This window comes from Pseudomonas cichorii (assembly GCF_018343775.1).
GTDB lineage: Bacteria > Pseudomonadota > Gammaproteobacteria > Pseudomonadales > Pseudomonadaceae > Aquipseudomonas > Aquipseudomonas cichorii.
In genome coordinates, this window is record NZ_CP074349.1 from 2,164,334 (window position 1) to 2,182,786 (window position 18,453).

Here is an 18,453-nt window from a genome sequence, read left to right on the forward strand (position 1 = left end):
TAGGGGCCTTGCCCGCGACGGTTACCTGCCGATGTGAACCCTGACGGTTATTCGGTTTCCTGATCAAACACCCCACCGGTCTTCACCGCTGGCTTGCTGACATTCACCGAGTTCAGTGCCGAACGTGGCAGCGGGTTGCTGGTGGTGGTCGAGAGTTCCTGGCGGAACGGGTTGACCAGCTTGGCGTTCAGGCGGATGTCCTGAGACGAACTGCCCAGCGACAGGTTGAAGGTGTCGGCATCTACCACCCACTTCTTGGCGTTGACGTCGTAGTAAGCCAGCGAGCGATCGTTGAGCTCGATGGTCACGCGCTTGCTTTCACCCGGCTTGAGGAACACCTTCTTGTAGCCCTTGAGCTCCTTGAGGGCGCGCTCGACTTTCGGGTTCTGCTGGCCAACATACAACTGCGCGACTTCCGAACCACCGACCTTGCCGGTGTTGGTCAGGTCGAACGAGACCTTGATCGGCGTATTGCCCACCGCTACGCCCGGCGTAACGCTGATATTGCTGTAGCCGAAGGTGGTGTAGGACAGGCCATAGCCGAACGGGTAGAGCGGCTTGATGCCTTTCTTCTCGTAACCGCGATAACCCAGCAGCAGGTCATCCTTGTAGTCCATTTCCTTGAGCGTATTCTCGTTGTCGAATTTCGGGAAAGACGCGTAGGCCGGGTTGTCTTCGATATTGCGTTCGATACTGATCGGCAGCTTGCCCGACGGGTTGACCTTGCCGAACAGGATTTCGGCCAGCGCCTGACCACCGTTCTGGCCCGGGTAGAACGCATGCAGTGCCACCGGAACCTGATCGATCCAGTCGCTCATTTTCAGGGCAGTCCCGCCGTACATGGTCACCACGGTATTGGGATTGACCTTGGCGATGCTCTGGATCAGTTCGTTCTGATACTCAGGCAGATCGAAGCTGTGGTCGAAACCTTCACCTTCGTATTCGGCGCTATTACCGACAGCAACCACTACCGCATCGTAACCGGACAGATCCTGAGGTGCGTTCAATGCCGCCCAGCTCATCTGTACGCCTACCAGGCCGCCCATGGTCGACAGGTAACCGGCACGACGCGAGTATTCGAGCTTCACGTCGTAGCTCTTGCCAGCTTCCAGGTTGATCTTGGCGTATTCAGGAATGGTTGGCGGAATGCTGTTGCCCGGCAGTGGCTTGCCGTCGCCGTTGTCGATGATCTTCTTGCCGTTGACATACAGGCGCACGGCACCGTCGGCGCGAAGCTTGAACACCTGCTCGCCGCTCTGGGTCGGGGTGATCTTGCCGGTGTAGCGAATCGACGTGGAAGAGGTATCGCCATTGAGCGAGCCGGAAGTAGAGCCTTTGCTGGTGTAAGGGTCGGAAGTCGAGGTGTTGCTGTCGAACGGCAGGTCGGTGTCGTTGGCCCAGTCCAGATCGACATGGTTTTCAGTGCGGGTTACCGCAGCATCGCCAGACCAGTTGGCGTTGCTGAAGTACTCGACCTTCATGCCTTTCACGTCGTCGCCAGCGATGTTGGTGCTGGTCCATTGTGCGGCTTTCGGGTCCAGTGACAGGCCGTCGATGAACTCGACCTTGGCGTTCGGTGCGATCTGCTGCAGGCCGCTCAACTCGCTGACGTAACGGGTTGCCTGCACGTTGGCGCTGCCGAAACCGGTAGGCGGTGCATATTTGGCCAGATTGCCGACCACGGCGATTTTCTTGACCTTCTGCTTGTCCAGCGGCAGCAGATCGTTCTGGTTCTTGAGCAGCACGATGCCTTCACGGGCGGCGTTCAGGGCGACCTTGTTGCTGGTAGCGCTGTTCATGTTGTGGGTGGTCAGAGGCGTCTTGGTATCGAACTTGTACAGGTAGATCTGCTTCAGGATGCGGCGGACCTTGTCGTCGATGGTCGCAGCGCTCAGCTCACCACTGTCCAGATAAGGCTTGAGGTTGGTGCTGTTCATCTGGAAGCCCATCATGTCCAGATCGGTGCCTGCCTGGGCAGCGTTCAGGCCATGGACGACAGCGTTGTAGTCGCTCTGTACGAAGCCCTTGAAGCCCCATTCCTTCTTGAGAATCTGCTTGATCAGGAGATCGTTTTCACAGGCGAACTCGCCGTTCACTTTCTGGAAGGCGCACATCATCATGGCGACGTTGCCGTTCTTGGCCGCCGATTCGAACGCAGGCAGCGACATCTCGCGCAGTACGCGCTCATCCATGAGCTGGTTCAGGTTGAAACGGTTGCTTTCCTGGTCGTTGGCCGCGTAGTGCTTGGCGTTGGCCCACACACCACGTGCCTGGATGCCGTTGATGACGCCGGGTGCCAGGCTGGCGCCCAGGAACGGATCTTCACCGGAGAGGTATTCAAACGCACGGCCGCCATAGGGCATGCGATACAGGTTCATGCCCGGGCCGGTGATGAACTGATAGCCGCCAGTGGCGGTGTCATAACCCAGGGCACGGCCCAGGTCGATGGCGCGGCGCGGGTTCCAGGTAGCGGCCAGGTTCGGACCGGACGGATAGACCACGCCCTGATCGTTGCCTTCGCTGGTGTAGCGCACACCGACGCCGCCATCGGCACCGTGAATCTGCGGGATACCGTAGCGGGACAGTGGCTTCACGTCCCAGCCGCCGGTACCACCGATGTAGGCCAGTTTTTCTTCCTGGGTCATCTTGTCCAGGGTCTTTTGCGCGGCCTTTTCGGCACGTGCCTCACGAGCTTCCTGCTGAGCGGCGTCGGTAGCGTGCACCTGAGATACAGCCAATGCCAGCAGGGCCAGGGCCGACTGGGCGCCGATCATTTTCCGTTTGTTCATGCGTCTCTCCAACAACTTGTTCAATAAGGGGTCATGCAGTGAGAAGGGCGACGGGGGTCGCTGACTTCATGACCTTTCGTTGGGCAACAGTTTCCCGTCACCGCGATTCAAAGTGTTTTAACTTCAAGCGGGTGTTGCAGTTTTATGATGTTTTTACCATGTAACTATTGTTTGATTTTTTTTGCTTGATTGATTTCAGAGTGCCACTAGTTGATGGCGCTTTGAAATAACAAAACGAAACAATTAAGACGAAAAGTCCAATTAAAAGTCAAATAAAAGTGTGTTTTTGTTGTTTTTTGTTCGTTTTTGACTTTTTTCTTTACAATTTTTGAACTCTTGTTAAACCTACTGGTCGATTGGTTTAAGAATTTTCGAGCCCTGTCTCTGGGGTCGAAAGCTGCTTGATGGCCAGAGGCTTAGTTGTCAGGCCTGATTCGGTTTCTTGGCCTTGCTTGATGTAACCCTTGAATTTAGTTGGTTGGAGTATTTGCTATGAAGTTCTCGATTTTTGGTGCGGGTGTTGTTCTGGGTGTGGCGCTTAGTGGCGCGGTAGTTGCGGCTGAAGCAACGGATGCAGATGCGACTTCCGGTGCAAGCGACTCCACGGTGATGACCCAGACCCAGGACACCAAGGCTACTCGCAAGCAGAACACCGAAACGACCAAAGGCGGTCGTCCTCAGAGTTCGACTACTCAGAAACAGTCCGATTGATGTAAGACGTTTCTGAGCATGGCCTCCCTCGCTATGGGGGAGTGCTGTAGTCTATGCCCCTCCGATGTGTACAGATTTCCTCCAAAATGCAGTCAGAACCCGTCGATGCTACTCAGCTCCTGATTCCCGATGCCACTCAGGTATGTGCCTGGCTGATGGGCAATGCCGGTCTGAAAACCCAGGATCTTGAGCGAGCACAGCGTTTGCAGCAGGAGTCCGAAGGCACAGACCTGCTGGCTCTGTTGACCCGGTTGGGTCTGGTTTCCGAATTCGAGCTGGCCCGTGCCTGGGCCGCTTTATTGAATGCCCCGCTATTAATGGCCGAAGCTGCGCCGCCCTTGCTTGACCCTTTGCCAGCGTTGACCGAGCGCTTCATGCGCCATTATCAAGTGGTGCCGGTGGGGTGGAGTGACAACGGTTTGCAGGTGCTGGCCGCGAACCCCGCCGTGTTGTATCCGTTCCAGGCCATTGCCTATGCCTGCGAAGTGCCGGTCAGTCTGTCTGTGGGGCCGCGCAATGAAGTCGAAACCCTGATCGAGCGCTATTACGGCCAGGGACGTTCGGCCATGGGCACACTGATTGAAAACCTCGATGAAGACGGCGGTTCGCTGGAAGACATCGAGCATCTCAAGGATCTGGCTTCCGAAGCGCCGGTGATTCGTCTGGTCAACCTGATCCTGCAGCGTGCAGTCGAACAGCGTGCCTCTGACATTCATATCGAACCCTTCGAGAGCCAGCTCAAGGTGCGTTATCGCATCGACGGCGTATTGCATGAAGCCGAAGCGCCGCCTTCCAGTTCATCGGCAGCCGTGATTTCCCGGGTCAAGATCATGGCCCGCCTGGACATCGCTGAACGCCGTTTGCCCCAGGACGGACGCATCATGTTGCGCATCCAGGGCAAGGAACTGGATTTGCGGGTTTCTACCGTGCCCACCAGTTTTGGCGAGTCGGTGGTCATGCGTCTGCTGGATCGCCAGACCATCGATTTCGATTTCCCGAGCCTGGGTTTCGATGGCGAGCGTCTGCAGCATTTCCTTGACGTGCTGGAGCGTCCCCACGGAATTCTGCTGGTGACCGGCCCGACCGGCTCCGGCAAGACCACCACGCTTTATACCGCCTTGTCGCGGCTCAACACTGCCGAGCGCAAGATCATCACCGTTGAAGACCCGGTGGAGTATCAGCTCGAAGGCATCAACCAGATTCAGGTCAAGCCCGCCATCGGCCTGGATTTTGCCGGAGCGCTGCGCTCGATTGTGCGTCAGGACCCGGACGTCATCATGATTGGTGAGATGCGCGACCTGGAAACCTGCCGTATCGCCATCCAGTCCTCGCTGACCGGTCACCTGGTGCTTTCGACCCTGCACACCAACAGCGCGGCAGCGAGTATCACCCGCTTGCTGGACATGGGTGTGGAAAGCTACCTGATCGCTTCCACGGTCAACGGTATTCTGGCCCAGCGACTTGTGCGTCGTCTGGACCCTGCTACCCGTGAAGCCTTCGATGCGCCGCCTGAGCTGATCGCCGAGCACGGGCTTGAGCGCTTCACCGACGAGCGTCCGATTCGCCTTTATCGACCCCGTGCCGACGCGCCGGGCGGCGGTTATCGCGGGCGCAGTGCAATTACCGAATTGCTGGTCATGAATGAAGAGTTGCGAAGCCTGCTGATGCGTCATGCCGATGCCGCGACCCTGGAGGAAGCTGCCAGACGGGGTGGTTTGCGTACCCTCCATGAAGAAGGTCTGCGTCAGGCCGTTGCGGGTGTGACCTCGCTGGAGGAGGTACTGCGTGTCACCCGTGGTGACGGCTCATGAGCCTGTTCAAGTTTCGTGCTCTGGATGCTTCGGGTGCCGTGCAGAACGGTGCACTGGAAGCCAGGGATCAGGAAGCAGCCGTGGCAGCCCTGCAAAAGCGTGGCCTGATGGTGTTGCATATAGAAAGCGCCGGCCTGGGCGGTTTGAGCCGCGCCTTTGGGCGTGGGCTGTTGAGTGGCGCGGCCCTGGTGAGTTTTACCCAGCAACTGGCGACGCTACTGGGTGCTGGCCAGCCTCTGGAACGATCTCTGGGAATTCTGCTCAAACAGCCCGGCCAGCCGCAGACCCGAGCCTTGATCGAGCGGATTCGCGAACAGGTCAAGGCCGGTAAACCGCTGTCTGTTGCTCTGGAAGAAGAGGGCAGCCAGTTCTCGCCGCTGTACATCAGCATGGTGCGCGCCGGTGAGGCTGGCGGTGCGCTGGAAAGCACCCTGCGTCAGTTGAGCGATTATCTGGAACGCAGCCAGTTGCTGCGCGGCGAAGTCATCAATGCGCTGATCTATCCGGCGTTTCTGGTGGTCGGCGTGCTGGGCTCCCTGGCTTTGCTGCTGGCTTATGTGGTGCCGCAATTCGTGCCTATCTTCAAGGACCTGGGCGTGCCGATCCCGCTGATTACCGAGGTCATTCTCGGTCTTGGCCAGTTTCTGGGGGATTACGGTCTGGCGCTGTTTGCCGGGCTGATTGTGTTGGCCTGGACCATGGCCGTGCGCCTGCGCGACCCCCAGCGCCGCGAACGCCGTGACCGTCGCTTGCTGGGTATCCGGGTTATCGGCCCGCTGTTGCAGCGAGTCGAAGCTGCACGCCTGACTCGCACCTTGGGTACCTTGCTCAGTAATGGCGTGGCGTTATTGCAGGCGCTGGTCATCGCCCGACAGGTCTGCACCAACCGGGCCTTGCAGGTGCAGGTGGAACAGGCTGCAGAGTCGGTCAAGGGCGGCGGCACACTGGCCAGTGCCTTTGGTGCCCAACCGCTATTGCCCGATCTGGCATTGCAGATGATCGAGGTCGGCGAACAGGCTGGCGAACTGGACAGCATGTTGCTCAAGGTCGCCGATGTCTTCGACGTGGAAGCCAAGCGCGGTATCGACCGCATGCTCGCGGCGCTGGTGCCTGCGCTGACGGTAGTCATGGCAGGCATGGTCGCGGTGATCATGCTGGCAATCATGCTGCCGCTGATGAGCCTGACCAGCAATATCTGAATTCATGAATGAGGAATGACCCCGATGAATCTTAATCGTACGCGCTTCAAACCCGGACGCCGACAGGGCGGTTTTACCCTGCTGGAAATGCTTGCCGTGATTGTTCTGCTGGGTATCGTGGCGACCATTGTCGTGCGTCAGGTGGGCGGTAACGTCGACAAGGGCAAATACGGTGCAGGCAAGGCGCAACTGGCCAGCCTGGGCATGAAGATTGAAAGCTATGCACTGGATGTCGGCTCGCCGCCCAAGACCTTGCAGCAACTGGTGGAAAAGCCAGGCAACTCTTCGGGCTGGAACGGTCCTTACGCCAAGCCTTCGGATCTCAAGGATCCGTTCGGCCATGCGTTCGGCTACCGCTTTCCGGGTCAGCATGGCAGCTTCGATCTGATTTTCTATGGTCAGGACGGTCAGCCGGGTGGTGAAGGCTACAGCGCCGATCTGGGCAACTGGGAGTAAGGAGGCGTCATGAATTCTCCTGTCGCGAACCGCGGTTTCACCCTGATGGAAATGCTGGTGGTGCTGGTGTTGATGAGCATCGCCGTAGGTCTGGTGGGTTTCGGTTTGCAACAGGGTCTGAGTGCTGCCAGCGAGCGTCGTGCCGTGGGCGACATGGTCGAAGCGCTTCGGGCGACTCGGGTTCGGGCGATTGTCACCGGACAGCCGGCCCGCACCGTGTTCGACCTGCGCAAGATGACATTCAAGGCCCCGGGCAAGCGTGTGCAGCACTGGCCGGAAAACTTGCAGGTGAACATGCAGACGGCCGCCGATCTGGGATCTGCGGTGGAGTTTTACCCTGATGGCGGTTCCAGTGGCGGCAACCTCACGCTGGTCAATGGTGACCGTCGCTGGCGGATCGATATCGGCTGGCTGACCGGCAGCGTTCAGGTCCGAACACTCCGATGAACACCTCGCAGTCAGGTTTTACGCTGCTGGAAATGCTGGCGGCCCTGACCGTCATGGCGTTGTGCAGCAGTGTGCTGCTGGTGGCGTTCGGGCAGAGTGCCCGCTCATTGCAGCAGGTGTCCCACAGTGACAGGCTCAGTCATGCTGCGCGCACGATTATGGATCAGGAAAGCGCCGGCCCGCTGGCAAACGGCACGCGACAGGGCGCATTGGCCGGTATCGACTGGACCCTGAGTATTCGCCAGATGCCGGGCCGTGGTACCCAGTCACGTCTGTTTCGTCTTGACCTGACGCTTCAGGAAGATCAGCGTCGAGCGCAGTTCAGTACCTTGAAGCTGCGCGGTGTGTCAGCCGGAGCGGGATTTTGAAAACGTCTCAGCGTGGTTTCACGCTGCTGGAAATCATGCTGGTGCTCAGTCTTCTGGGCATCTTGCTGGTGTTGATTGCAGGTGCGTTGCTGGGTGCCAATCGCGCGGTATTGAAGGCCGAGCGCTATACGCAAAGCCTTGATGAAGTGCGGGCGACGCAGGCATTCCTGCGCAGTTCGATTGGCCAGGCATTGCCGCTGGACACATCCGAGGACGATAGTGTCAGCAACGGGTTTTTCGAGGGTTCGGCCCAGCAATTGCAATTCGTTGCGACCCTGCCTGGTGAACTGGGTGGGGGTATTCAGCGTCATACCCTGCAATTGAGCGGGCCAGAAGGGCAGCGCGACCTGCAAGTGGCGTTCGAGCAGATCAGGTCGGGTCCTGGAGGCACGATTGTGCAGCCATGGGGCGAGCCTCAGGTCCTGCTGAATAATGTGCAGACGCTGACGTTCAGTTATCGCGGTTTCTCGCCCAAGGGCAAGCCGACCGGATGGCTGGCCGACTGGCCATGGCCAAGCCGCCTGCCCAGTGCCGTACGCATCGATATGAAGTTGAACGGGCCGGTGCCCTGGGTCAGTGAAGTGGTTGCCTTGCGTCTGGACCTGTCCGGTGGAGCAGGGGGCCAATGAAGCGTTTTTACCCGCATCAGCAGGGCGTTGCACTATTGGTGGTGCTCTGGGTGCTGGCCCTGCTGAGCCTCTTGCTCGGCGGGCTGGCCGGCTGGGTGCAACTGGAAAGTCGCCAGGCGCTTTGGCTGCGGCAGAACACCCAGGCGATTCTGGCGGCCGAAGCGGGCATGAACATGGCGATACAAGGTCTGCTCGATCCGGCGCAGCGCAAGGTCTGGATAGCGGATGGACGTCCGGTTGCCTTGAAGTTCGATGACACTCAATTGCTCGTCAGTGTGCGCAGCGAGTTGGGCAAGCTGGACCTCAACAGTGCGCCGGTTGCAGATATTTCCAGGCTCTTGCAGGCCTGTGGTGCTGCGAAAAACCAGGCAAGTGGCATCGCGCAGTTTCTTGAGGCGCAACGCAGCGGTGGGCAGCCGCCGTTGCGGGTGATCGAAGAGATCCGCCAACTGCCGGGCATGAATCAGGCGCTGTATGTCTGCCTGGTGCCGGAAGTCACGCTTTGGAGTGGTCTGGAGCGGCCTGATCCAGCATTTGCAACAGCTTTGATACGCCGCAGTCTGAACCTGCCGAACCAGAGCGCCGTGGGGGCCGATCCCGGCGAAGTTCTGTTCATCGACAGCCAGGCACAACGACCGGGTGGTACGTCCGCCCATTTACAAATCACGGTTTTATTGAGTCCAGCGGGGGAAAACGCACAACCTTACAAGGTGCTGCGTTGGCAAGAATGAATTCATTATCAGCACGTCTGGCGCCTGTCTTCGCGTTGCGCGACCGGGTTGCCCAGCAGTGGCGTGGAAGTCTGGCACAGCGGGGCTGGCAGTTATGGCTGGCGGAGCTACAGGCTTGCCTGCCGGTTCGTGTGCGCCAATGGCTGGTCCAGGAAACCGTCGAGCAGGTCTACTCATGGCCGCTGCCATCGCACATGCCCAAAGCATCTGCCGATGCGCGCCGGATCCTGCTGCTTTCGCCAGCCGATGTGTTGGTGCAGACCCTGCAATTGCCCTCTGCAGCGGCCCGTAATCTATCCACGGTGGTGGGTTACGAGCTGGACCGCTTTACCCCGTTCGATGCCGGACAACTGTACTTTGTCGCACGACAGGAAAGCCGCAGTGCCAGTTTCATTCAGGTCACGCTGGTGGCCATTCTGCGTGAGCGTCTGGATCATATTCTTGCCGAGTGCGCTGCCCAGGGGCTGCAACCCGATGCCGTGGATGTGGGGTCTGTCACACAGCGCATGGGCATTGATCTGCTGCCGACTCCGTTGCGCTCTAATCAGGTTCGCTCCGGTCATCGTGTGCAGCGCTGGCTGCTGTGGACCTGTGGTGCCTTGTTGCTTGGCCTGATGTTGCTCTGGCTCAACGACCGACAGCGTTTGCTGGACGAGATGCAGGCCAGCGTACAGGTGCAAAAGGCTCAGGTTGCCGAAGTCCAGAAGCTGCGCCAGCAATTGACCAATACCCGGGGTGCGGCCAATTACCTGATACGTCGCAAGGCGGCTCAAACGCCGTTGTCGGCATTGCTCAGCGAGTTGACCGCCTGCCTGCCTTCGGACACCTGGATCGAAAGTCTGGAAATCAGCGACAGCGCCGAAATCTCCTTTTCTGGCCAGAGCGCCAAGGCCAGCGCCCTCATTGCCCGGGCCAAGAATTGCCACAGCCTGGATAACGCGCAGTTTCAGGGCGTGATCCAGCCCGATAGCCGGACCGGCAAGGATCAGTATTCCCTGCGTGCCCATCTGCATCAGGAGAACGCCGATGCGCCGTCCACTGACAAGCCGTGAGCGTCGGGGCGCGGCCCTGATCGTTCTGGCGCTGGTGCTTTATCTGGCCTACTGGTTGTTGATCGACAGCTGGTTTGCCGGCCCGTTGCGTGAGATCAGCGAACAGACCGAGCAACTGCGCGAACAGCAACAGCGTTATGCCGGCTTGCTGCAACAGGGCGACTCCCTGCGCCAGCAACTGGAACAGGCCCGTAACGATCCGGCCAGCAGCACCAGTCTGTTGCCGGGTCAGGACCCCAGTGCCGTGGCCGCCGACCTGATGCAGCGCATTGCCGACCTGATCAACAGTCACGCCACAACCGGCGGTGGCTGCGCCTTGACCCAGCGCATGCCGATCACTCCCGAGCAGGACAGTGCCGAGCCTTATCGGCAGGTCAAGGTCAGCCTGACGTTGAACTGCGCCATTGAGCCGCTTACGGCCATCCTGCATGCGCTGGAATATCAGCGACCGTTTCTGTTCGTCGATGAAATGAGCATGCGCCGCGATGCCAATGCTCCGGCAACGGGTGGTGCGGGCAAGCTGGTGGTGCATCTGCTGGTGCGTGGCTACCTGCAACCTGCATTGGCTGGGGAGGGCGAGCAATGAAGACTCTATTGCGTCCTCTGGAGTGGGCATTGCTGGGGCTGGCAACACTGCTGGCAGCGCTTGTTGCTCTGGTGCTCAGTGGCGCGGCCCACTCACCGGACTGGCTGCCCGAAGAGGCGCCGCGCAACCCGGTCAACCATTCGGCACAAGCCCAGCGTGCCCCCGAAGCGAGTCTGGACAGCCTGTCCAATACCTGGAAAACCCCGCTGTTCAGCCCTGATCGCAGCCCTGATCGTGCGGTGGAGCAAGCCAATGTGCAGGCCACCAGCCTGTCGGGCATGACCCTGAGTGGCGTCATCATCGACGGTTCCCTGAAGGTTGCACTGCTCAAGCAAAACGATGGTCCGCCCTTGAAAATCAAACAAGGCCAGCGCCTGGCCAATGGCTGGACGCTGGACAGTGTCGAGCCGATGCAAGCCACATTCAGTTTCGATGGCCGCACGCAAGCCTTGCGCTTGCCCGCACCGCGTCTGCCGCCGCCCTCGAACACGCCACCAATTACCTTAACCAACGATTCAGCCCCGTGATGGGTACCTTTTCAGGAGTTCCTGCCATCGCTACCTTGCGCACACCCTTGCTTTGTCTGGCCACTGCCGTCGCTCTTGGCGGCTGCGCGACTGCGCCCGACACTCTTGACCCCGACAACGGCATGCTGCAGGAAGCGCTGCAAGGCACGGGTTCACAACGTCCGCCGGTAGATCCTCGTACCGAGCAGGCGCCTGTCGACACCCAGCCACAACCCTCGGCCATTTCGCCGCAACGGCAGATCATCAAAGGCAATCAGCGCTTTGTCCGCACCCCTGCGGTTTCGCCTGCCGCTCAGGCCGAGACCGGCGATATCGTGTTCAACTTCACCAATCAGCCTATCCAGGCAGTGATCAACAGCATCATGGGTGACCTGCTGCATGAGAACTACAGCATTGCCCAGGGCGTGAAGGGCGATGTGAGCTTCTCCACCTCCAAACCGGTGAACAAGCAGCAAGCATTGTCGATTCTGGAAACGCTGCTGTCCTGGACGGACAACGCGATGATTCGCCAGGGCGACCGTTACGTGATCCTGCCGTCCAGTCAGGCGGTGGCGGGCAAGCTGGTGCCGGAAATGCCGGTGGCGCAACCCGCAGCGGGCATGTCGGCTCGGTTGTTCCCGCTGCGCTACATCTCGGCCACGGAAATGCAGAAGCTGCTCAAGCCCTTTGCCCGTGAAAACGCCTTCCTGCTGGTCGATCCGGCCCGCAATGTCCTGAGCATGGCGGGTACGCCCGATGAACTGGCCAACTATCAGGACACCATCGACACTTTCGATGTGGATTGGCTCAAGGGTATGTCGGTCGGTGTTTTCGGCTTGCAGCGTGCCTCGGTCAGCGAACTGATGCCCGAGTTGCAAAAGATATTCGGCCCCAAAAGCGGCATGCCACTGGCTGGCATGGTGCGCTTTTTGCCCATCGAGCGGACCAATTCGGTGGTGGCGATTTCCTCCCAGCCCGAATACCTGAGCGAAGTCGGCCAGTGGATTCATACCATCGACGAAGGTGGCGGCAACGAGCCGCAGATGTACGTCTATGACGTGCGCAACATGAAGGCCACCGACCTGGCCAAATACCTGCGCCAGATCTACGGCACTGCTGCCATCAAGGATGACTCCCCGGCCAGGGTCGCGCCGGGGTTGCGCACGGCCACGCTGTCGTCGCCCAACTCCAGTGGTGGCTTCGGTTCCAGTTCCGGCTTCAACGGCAGTTCCGGCGGTCTGGGCAACAGTGGCGGGTTCGGCAATAACCGTGGCATGAACAACAACGGTGGCATGAATAACCAGAATGCCGACGACAGCGAGGCGCAGGAAGAAGATCAGGGCAGCGATTCTGCTGACAGCGCCCAGGGTTCGAACGCCAGCAAGAGTCTGGATTCCAGCACCCGGATCACTGCGCAAAAGAGCAGCAACCAGTTGCTGGTCCGTACACGCCCGGCGCAATGGAAGGAAATCGAATCGGCTATCAAGCGCCTCGACAATCCGCCACTTCAAGTGCAGATCGAAACCCGGATTCTGGAAGTCAAACTCACCGGCGAACTGGACATGGGCGTGCAGTGGTATCTGGGCCGGCTGGCGGGCAACTCCACAAGCACCACGGTAGCCGACACCGCCGGCAGTCAGGGCGCACTGGGTTCCGGCGGCGCAGGGCTGGGCGCGACGGATTCGTTGTTCTACTCCTTTGTCAGCAGCAACCTGCAGGTCGCGTTGCGCGCACTGGAAACCAATGGCCGCACCCAGGTGCTGTCGGCTCCGTCGCTGGTGGTCATGAACAACCAGCAAGCGCAGATTCAAGTGGGCGACAACATCCCCATCAGCCAGACCACGGTCAATACCAACACCTCCGACACGACATTGAGCAGTGTCGAATACGTGCAGACCGGTGTGATTCTGGATGTGGTGCCACGCATCAATCCGGGTGGCCTGGTGTACATGGACATCCAGCAACAGGTCAGCGATGCCGACACCTCCGGCGTTACCGATGACAACGGCAACCCGCGTATTTCCACTCGCTCGGTGGCCACTCAAGTGGCGGCGCAAAGCGGCCAGACCGTGTTGCTGGGTGGTTTGATCAAGCAGGACAATGCCGAAACCGTGAGTTCTGTGCCGTATCTGGGGCGCATTCCGGGCTTGCGCTGGTTGTTCGGCGCGACCAGCAAATCCAAGGACCGTACCGAGCTGATCGTGCTGATTACGCCACGGGTCATCACCAGCGGCAGTCAGGCGCGTCAGGTCACCGATGACTATCGCCAACAGATGCAATTGCTCAAACCAGAAGTCTCACGCACCAGCATGCAGAACTAAGCAGCTATCATGAGGCTCGACGCCCACTCACGGCACTGCCGCTGGCAGGCAGTGCCACTGGAGGATATGGACACATGCTGAAGTTTTTTGCCGTCTTGCTGTTTGCCTTCTCGAGTCTTGTGCAGGCAGAAAATACGTTGCACGCCGATCTGCCTCTGAAATACCTGGCTCAGGCCAGCGCCGATGTGCCGAACAGGCCGCTGGTGATCTTCATTCACGGTTCCGGCAGTAATGAGGCGGACCTGTTCAGCCTCAAGGATCTCTTGTCCCCGGACTACAACTACCTGTCCGTGCGGGCACCCATCGAGGTAAGGCCGGGTGGCTACAAGTGGTTCAATCGCCGGATCGAAGAGGGCAACTACGATGGCGTGACCGAGGACCTGAAAAACAGCGGTGACTTGCTGAAGGCCTTCATCAAACAGGCCACCCAGAAATACCGGACTCAGCCAGGCAAAGTGGTGCTGGTGGGCTTCAGTCAGGGCTCCGTCATGAGCTATGAGGTGGCGCTACGCGACCCGGATATGGTCGGCGGCATTGCGGCCTTGAGTGGTCCGGTCCTGTCTGTACTGAAAGCCAGCCTCAAGCCCGAGGAACGCTTCAAGACATTCAACGTGTTCGCTGCCCATGGCACCGCAGACCCGGTGTTGCCTTTCAGTGGCGCAACCCGCACCGAGGAAACCTTGAAGGGGCTAGGCATCAAGCCGGAGTTTCATGCCTATGAAGGGATGGGGCATACCATCAATCAGGAAGAAGTTGCCGACTTGAAGCGTTGGCTGGAGCATGCGTTTTAGGTGATCCCATTCGCGCTCCCACACATATGTTCCTGCAGGTGTGGGAGCGAATTCATTCGCGAAAAAAACCTACCCCCGCGAATCCCGCAAAAACCCCAGCAGCGCAATCAAGGGCAGGGCAGTGCCCACCACGCTGATCCACACCCAGCCCCCATGATCGAACAGCACACTGGCAACCGACGAGCCGATGGCTCCGCCAATGAAAATGCTGGTCATGTACAAGGCATTGAGTCGGCTGCGGCTCGCTGCATCCAGTGCATAAACAGCCCGTTGGCCCACCACCAGATTCATCTGCACGCAGAAATCCAGCACTACACCGGTCACGGCAAGGCCGATCAGGTTGTAAGGCGCCGGGATCAGACCAGGCAGGAAACTCAAGGCACCAAACAGCAGAGCACCCAGCGTTGCGATTCGGCTGTGGCCAGCATCCGCAAGGCGTCCACTGAGGGGCGCAGCAATCGCGCCAATGGCACCGATCAGCGCAAACACGGCAATCTGGCTTTGCGACAGGCCATGGTTACGCGCCAGTTCCAGAGGAACGGCGGTCCAGAACAGGCTGAAAGTGGCAAACATGCAGGCTTGATAAAACGCCCGTTGCCTCAATACCGGTTGCTTACGCAGCAGAGTCCACAGGGAAAACAGCAACTCACCATACGATGCCCGATGATCCGGTACACGCTTGGGCATGGTGGTTGCCAGTACAACGCTGATCCCGGCCATCAGCACCGCCGCCGAGCCAAACACTGCGCGCCAGCCAAAATGGTCAGCTACCAGGCTCGAAACCGGACGAGCCAACAGAATCCCCAATAACAGCCCGCCCATGATCGAACCGACTACTCGCCCGCGAGTTTCCTCAGGCGCCAGATGCGCAGCCAGCGGAATCAGCATCTGCACCGAAACCGAACTGAAACCCACCAGCAACGAGACCACCAGAAACAGATTGGGCTGCTCGGCAAATGCGGCGCCCAGCAGGCTGAGAATCGCAACCCCGGTGGTCAAGAGCATCAAGCGCCGGTTCTCCAGCAGATCCCCCAACGGCACCAGAAAGAACAGCCCCAGCGCATAACCCACCTGCGTCAAGGACACGATCAGGCTGGCCATGGTGCTCGACAGGCCAATGTCCGGCGCAATCAGCTCAATGATCGGCTGGGCGTAATAGATGTTGGCAACGATAGCGCCGCAGCAGAACGCAAACAGCATCACCAGACCCCTGGTCATGGTGACAGCGCCGTGCCGGGCGTGGATCGAAGTACTCATGAGTATTCTCGCTTGTGCAAAAGACCGGAAAGCCGCGTAAAGCAAGCCTGCCAGAGCGGTCGGGAGTGGATGCTGAGCAGGCTAACGGCTTTGGCGGAGATTAAGTAGGTGCGGCTGATTGATACAAGATATTTCTGAAAACAATAGTCAGTCGGAAGGCATCGGTTCGCTCGGGCCGGCCAAGGAAAAATGCTCTGCGTGTGACGAGCCTCTTGAAATCGGCGCCTTTAAACGTCTGTTTAAATCTATTGAGTTGTTTTTACTTATTTTTTGAAAAAAGGGTCTGTTCGCACGTCTTCCCTTGGGTGTGTCGGTTTTGTATCGATGTTGGTACGGGTTGCGACCGCTCTGTATGCCGTTGCTCAAGTAGAGCGATGTGTGTAAGCGCTTATTCAGTGTTTTTACTTAAGGATAGAAAGATGGCAGGCGGCACTATAACGCTACCCAGTATTCCAGTAACAGCTCCCGCGCCAGGTACTCCAGGAGGCAGCGGCGGGGGAACAGGGCAGGTATACAATGTCACGATCGACGGTTGTACTTTCCGCTGTTCTGATGACGCTTATATTCTGGACCAGGCCGAAGAGTATCGGCTTGACCTGCCGTATTCCTGTCGTGCGGGTTCTTGTTCGTCGTGTGTTGGAAAAATCATGGGTGGAACAGTCAATCAGTCAGATGGTTCATTCCTGGATGATGATCAGTTAGCCGAAGGATTTGTATTGCTGTGTTGTGCTTACCCGACCAGTGATGTCTATATCCAGGCTCATGCCGAAGAGGAGCTGACATCATGATGGAGGATAAGTATTCGGTGTATTCCAGGCGTCATGTATTAAAAGGAGTTATGTTGGTCGGCACGTGCCTGCCTTTGAATATCCGGGCAAGCGATGGAAAACGTTTGCCTGATCTATACAGGTTGAATAAAGGCGGGGATGTTCTGTCCGGACGGATCATGCATTTCTTTGAACGCTGGGTTCCACAGGGTGTGGTAACGGGAGAGTATGGATTGCCCAAGGTTAATCTCAAGATTAACGTTGTTGACTCGGCATTTGCTCCCGTGGAAGGCGGCGATCTTCTCGTACTTCAGGCTGACTCTTATTTGAGAGAGAAGTCTCGACCACTGGTGTCTACCCGGGTCAAGACACGTCCTGATGGTTCTGCGGATATACATGTATCCTTTCCTATTCTTTCGGACCGCATTATAGCGTCTACAGCCTCTCGGTTTTCGTCTGGCTTTGATGTGTTCGTACTGCGTGATGGCCATGTATTTGGCACTCGGTTGCTGGCCAGTAATGAATGTTGTGGTATTGCACACACTGCAATGAACAGTGCTGTTCCCCGATTGCGGGCAGTGACAGTGATCGATAAATACTTCTCCAGTTTTCAGCACGGCGACCTGGCGGTGAGGCCTGTGAATCTTGAATGGGTCAATGGGTCTGCTAACGCATCTTTTACAGTCGTATTGCAAGGTTGAACATGGACGATATTCTAAAAAAACAGGCCCGTGGTTTAAGAAGCTTTTGGGGGTGTGTGTTAACGGCCTTTCTATTGGCGGGCTCTCCGGTGACCGTGTGGGGGATGGCGTGTGATATCGTTTTTCCCTTGGACGATGAGATAGGAGACGGCGACGATAATAATAAGGTCTTGAATGATGATGTGCCTCAGCCTTGTGGCATGGTGGGGAATCCTGTCAATCTTATTTCGGGCAACAAGTTTCAGGAAGAGATGGATTACACCGGTAAAGGCGTATCGGCCATAAATCTGACGCGGGTTTATAACAGTTATGACGGTATATGGCGTCATAATTATTCAGATAATCTGTCCATCGGCCAGTTTGTAATTACCTATGTTCGGGCTGACGGGACCCGGCATGTGTTTATGAAAAAGGGGTTTACCCCTTTGTACGGCGCAGCTGGCAAAATGTCGTCCAGCGGGAGCGGGTATGTGTACACGGCCATGGACGGCAGTCAGTTGACCTTCGATTCGCTTGGAAAGCTGATTTCAATCAAGGATACCGAAGGGCTTACGCAGACACTGACCTATTCGGCTAATAATACGGTCACTGTCAAAAATGTGTTTGGACAGACCCTTGTCATGACGCTGGGCATGCTTTCGCAGCTTACGAGCGCCAAGGTAGGGGGGCTCAGCATTACGTATCATTACGCGGCCGATGCGACGCGATTGTTGTCCTTGAGCAAGATCGTGGATGGCAAGACACTGACGCGCCACTACCATTATGAAGTGTCCAATGCCACATGGTTGTTGACCGGTATAACGGATGAGCGGGGAATTCGTTTTGCAACATGGAAATATGACGACTCATTCCGTGCCATCTCCAGCGAACATGCTGAGGGCGTGGAATCCAGCAGGCTGAACTATAAAGATCACCTGACCACGGTGGTGACGAATGAACGGGGTAAGCAGACGACCTATAAATTCAAAGAGATTTACCACAGCCGTCGAATAGTGGAAATCATTGGTGAGCCCACGCCGTCCTGCCCTTACTCGAACTCGAAGTTTGAATATGACACTAAAGGGCGTATGTCGGCAAAGGTCGATAATATGGGTGTCCGGTCTGAATATTATTACAATGATCGGGATCTGTTGGTACGCACTGTTGTTGCGGTGGGGACGAACGTGTCCAAGGAAACATTGGTTGAGTGGCATGCCACTTTTCAAAAGCCTGTCAAGGTCACGACGCCTACCCGTATAACGACTTACAGTTATGACGCTCAGGGGCGGCGGGTCAATACTTCAGTGGTCAGTCGGGTATGAATTCATGGAACTGAATGTTTCTGTTGTGGA

Annotated in this window: 18 protein-coding genes; 16 read left to right on the top strand and 2 right to left on the bottom strand. The window is 57.8% G+C overall.

Annotation, left to right across the window (positions count from 1 at the left end):
• Positions 1-47: 47 nt before the first annotated feature.
• Positions 48-2,789, bottom strand: coding sequence for a beta-glucosidase (locus tag KGD89_RS09680; RefSeq protein WP_025259582.1), 2,742 nt, complete (start codon positions 2,787-2,789; stop codon positions 48-50).
• 492 nt (positions 2,790-3,281) lie between these two features.
• Here KGD89_RS09680 and KGD89_RS09685 point away from each other — a divergent pair, with 492 nt between their 5' ends.
• The 13 genes from KGD89_RS09685 (at position 3,282) to KGD89_RS09745 (ending at position 14,397) form a co-directional block, all read left to right on the top strand.
• Positions 3,282-3,500: a hypothetical protein gene (locus KGD89_RS09685; RefSeq protein ID WP_025259583.1), complete on the top strand. Its 219-nt coding sequence runs from the start codon at positions 3,282-3,284 to the stop codon at positions 3,498-3,500.
• Positions 3,501-3,586: 86 nt separating this feature from the next.
• Positions 3,587-5,311: a type II secretion system ATPase GspE gene (gene gspE, locus KGD89_RS09690; protein WP_025259584.1), complete on the top strand. Its 1,725-nt coding sequence runs from the start codon at positions 3,587-3,589 to the stop codon at positions 5,309-5,311.
• On the top strand, positions 5,308-6,510 hold the full coding sequence (gspF, locus tag KGD89_RS09695) for a type II secretion system inner membrane protein GspF (RefSeq protein WP_025259585.1): 1,203 nt from the start codon (positions 5,308-5,310) through the stop codon (positions 6,508-6,510). The genes gspE and gspF overlap by 4 nt, the downstream gene beginning before the upstream one ends.
• A 24-nt stretch (positions 6,511-6,534) precedes the next feature.
• A complete protein-coding gene (gspG, locus tag KGD89_RS09700) occupies positions 6,535-6,966 on the top strand; it encodes a type II secretion system major pseudopilin GspG (protein WP_025259586.1) in 432 nt (143 codons plus the stop codon).
• 9 nt (positions 6,967-6,975) lie between these two features.
• Positions 6,976-7,413: a GspH/FimT family pseudopilin gene (locus tag KGD89_RS09705; RefSeq protein ID WP_025259587.1), complete on the top strand. Its 438-nt coding sequence runs from the start codon at positions 6,976-6,978 to the stop codon at positions 7,411-7,413.
• Complete coding sequence (locus KGD89_RS09710) at positions 7,410-7,781, top strand: type II secretion system protein (protein WP_025259588.1); 372 nt, start codon at positions 7,410-7,412, stop codon at positions 7,779-7,781. Before KGD89_RS09705 ends, KGD89_RS09710 begins: the two co-directional genes overlap by 4 nt.
• Before the next feature lie 35 nt (positions 7,782-7,816).
• A complete protein-coding gene (locus tag KGD89_RS09715; protein WP_404940693.1) occupies positions 7,817-8,410 on the top strand; it encodes a hypothetical protein in 594 nt (197 codons plus the stop codon).
• Positions 8,407-9,141, top strand: coding sequence for a hypothetical protein (locus tag KGD89_RS09720; RefSeq protein ID WP_025259590.1), 735 nt, complete (start codon positions 8,407-8,409; stop codon positions 9,139-9,141). Before KGD89_RS09715 ends, KGD89_RS09720 begins: the two co-directional genes overlap by 4 nt.
• Positions 9,138-10,193 carry a type II secretion system protein GspL gene (locus KGD89_RS09725; RefSeq protein WP_025259591.1) on the top strand — a complete coding sequence of 352 codons (1,056 nt, stop codon included), beginning with the start codon at positions 9,138-9,140 and terminating at the stop codon, positions 10,191-10,193. Before KGD89_RS09720 ends, KGD89_RS09725 begins: the two co-directional genes overlap by 4 nt.
• The gene (gene gspM / locus KGD89_RS09730) at positions 10,168-10,779 is read left to right on the top strand and encodes a type II secretion system protein GspM (RefSeq protein WP_025259592.1); all 612 of its coding nucleotides are present in this window, start codon (positions 10,168-10,170) and stop codon (positions 10,777-10,779) included. The genes KGD89_RS09725 and gspM overlap by 26 nt, the downstream gene beginning before the upstream one ends.
• The gene (locus tag KGD89_RS09735) at positions 10,776-11,306 is read left to right on the top strand and encodes a general secretion pathway protein GspN (RefSeq protein ID WP_025259593.1); all 531 of its coding nucleotides are present in this window, start codon (positions 10,776-10,778) and stop codon (positions 11,304-11,306) included. The genes gspM and KGD89_RS09735 overlap by 4 nt, the downstream gene beginning before the upstream one ends.
• A complete protein-coding gene (gspD, locus tag KGD89_RS09740) occupies positions 11,306-13,606 on the top strand; it encodes a type II secretion system secretin GspD (protein WP_025259594.1) in 2,301 nt (766 codons plus the stop codon). The genes KGD89_RS09735 and gspD overlap by 1 nt, the downstream gene beginning before the upstream one ends.
• A 74-nt stretch (positions 13,607-13,680) precedes the next feature.
• Positions 13,681-14,397: an alpha/beta hydrolase gene (locus tag KGD89_RS09745; RefSeq protein WP_025259595.1), complete on the top strand. Its 717-nt coding sequence runs from the start codon at positions 13,681-13,683 to the stop codon at positions 14,395-14,397.
• A gap of 69 nt (positions 14,398-14,466) precedes the next feature.
• Here KGD89_RS09745 and KGD89_RS09750 read toward each other — a convergent pair whose 3' ends face one another.
• On the bottom strand, positions 14,467-15,615 hold the full coding sequence (locus KGD89_RS09750) for an MFS transporter (protein ID WP_162883704.1): 1,149 nt from the start codon (positions 15,613-15,615) through the stop codon (positions 14,467-14,469).
• Between the two features lie 458 nt (positions 15,616-16,073).
• Here KGD89_RS09750 and KGD89_RS09755 point away from each other — a divergent pair, with 458 nt between their 5' ends.
• Genes KGD89_RS09755 through KGD89_RS09765 form a run of 3 tightly spaced genes read left to right on the top strand, consistent with a single transcriptional unit; the run spans position 16,074 to position 18,423 of the window.
• Positions 16,074-16,442, top strand: a complete 369-nt coding sequence (locus KGD89_RS09755; RefSeq protein ID WP_081741924.1) for a 2Fe-2S iron-sulfur cluster-binding protein — start codon at positions 16,074-16,076, stop codon at positions 16,440-16,442.
• The gene (locus tag KGD89_RS09760; protein ID WP_074568840.1) at positions 16,439-17,122 is read left to right on the top strand and encodes a hypothetical protein; all 684 of its coding nucleotides are present in this window, start codon (positions 16,439-16,441) and stop codon (positions 17,120-17,122) included. The genes KGD89_RS09755 and KGD89_RS09760 overlap by 4 nt, the downstream gene beginning before the upstream one ends.
• A gap of 2 nt (positions 17,123-17,124) precedes the next feature.
• Positions 17,125-18,423: a DUF6531 domain-containing protein gene (locus KGD89_RS09765; RefSeq protein ID WP_025259598.1), complete on the top strand. Its 1,299-nt coding sequence runs from the start codon at positions 17,125-17,127 to the stop codon at positions 18,421-18,423.
• Positions 18,424-18,453 lie beyond the last annotated feature (30 nt).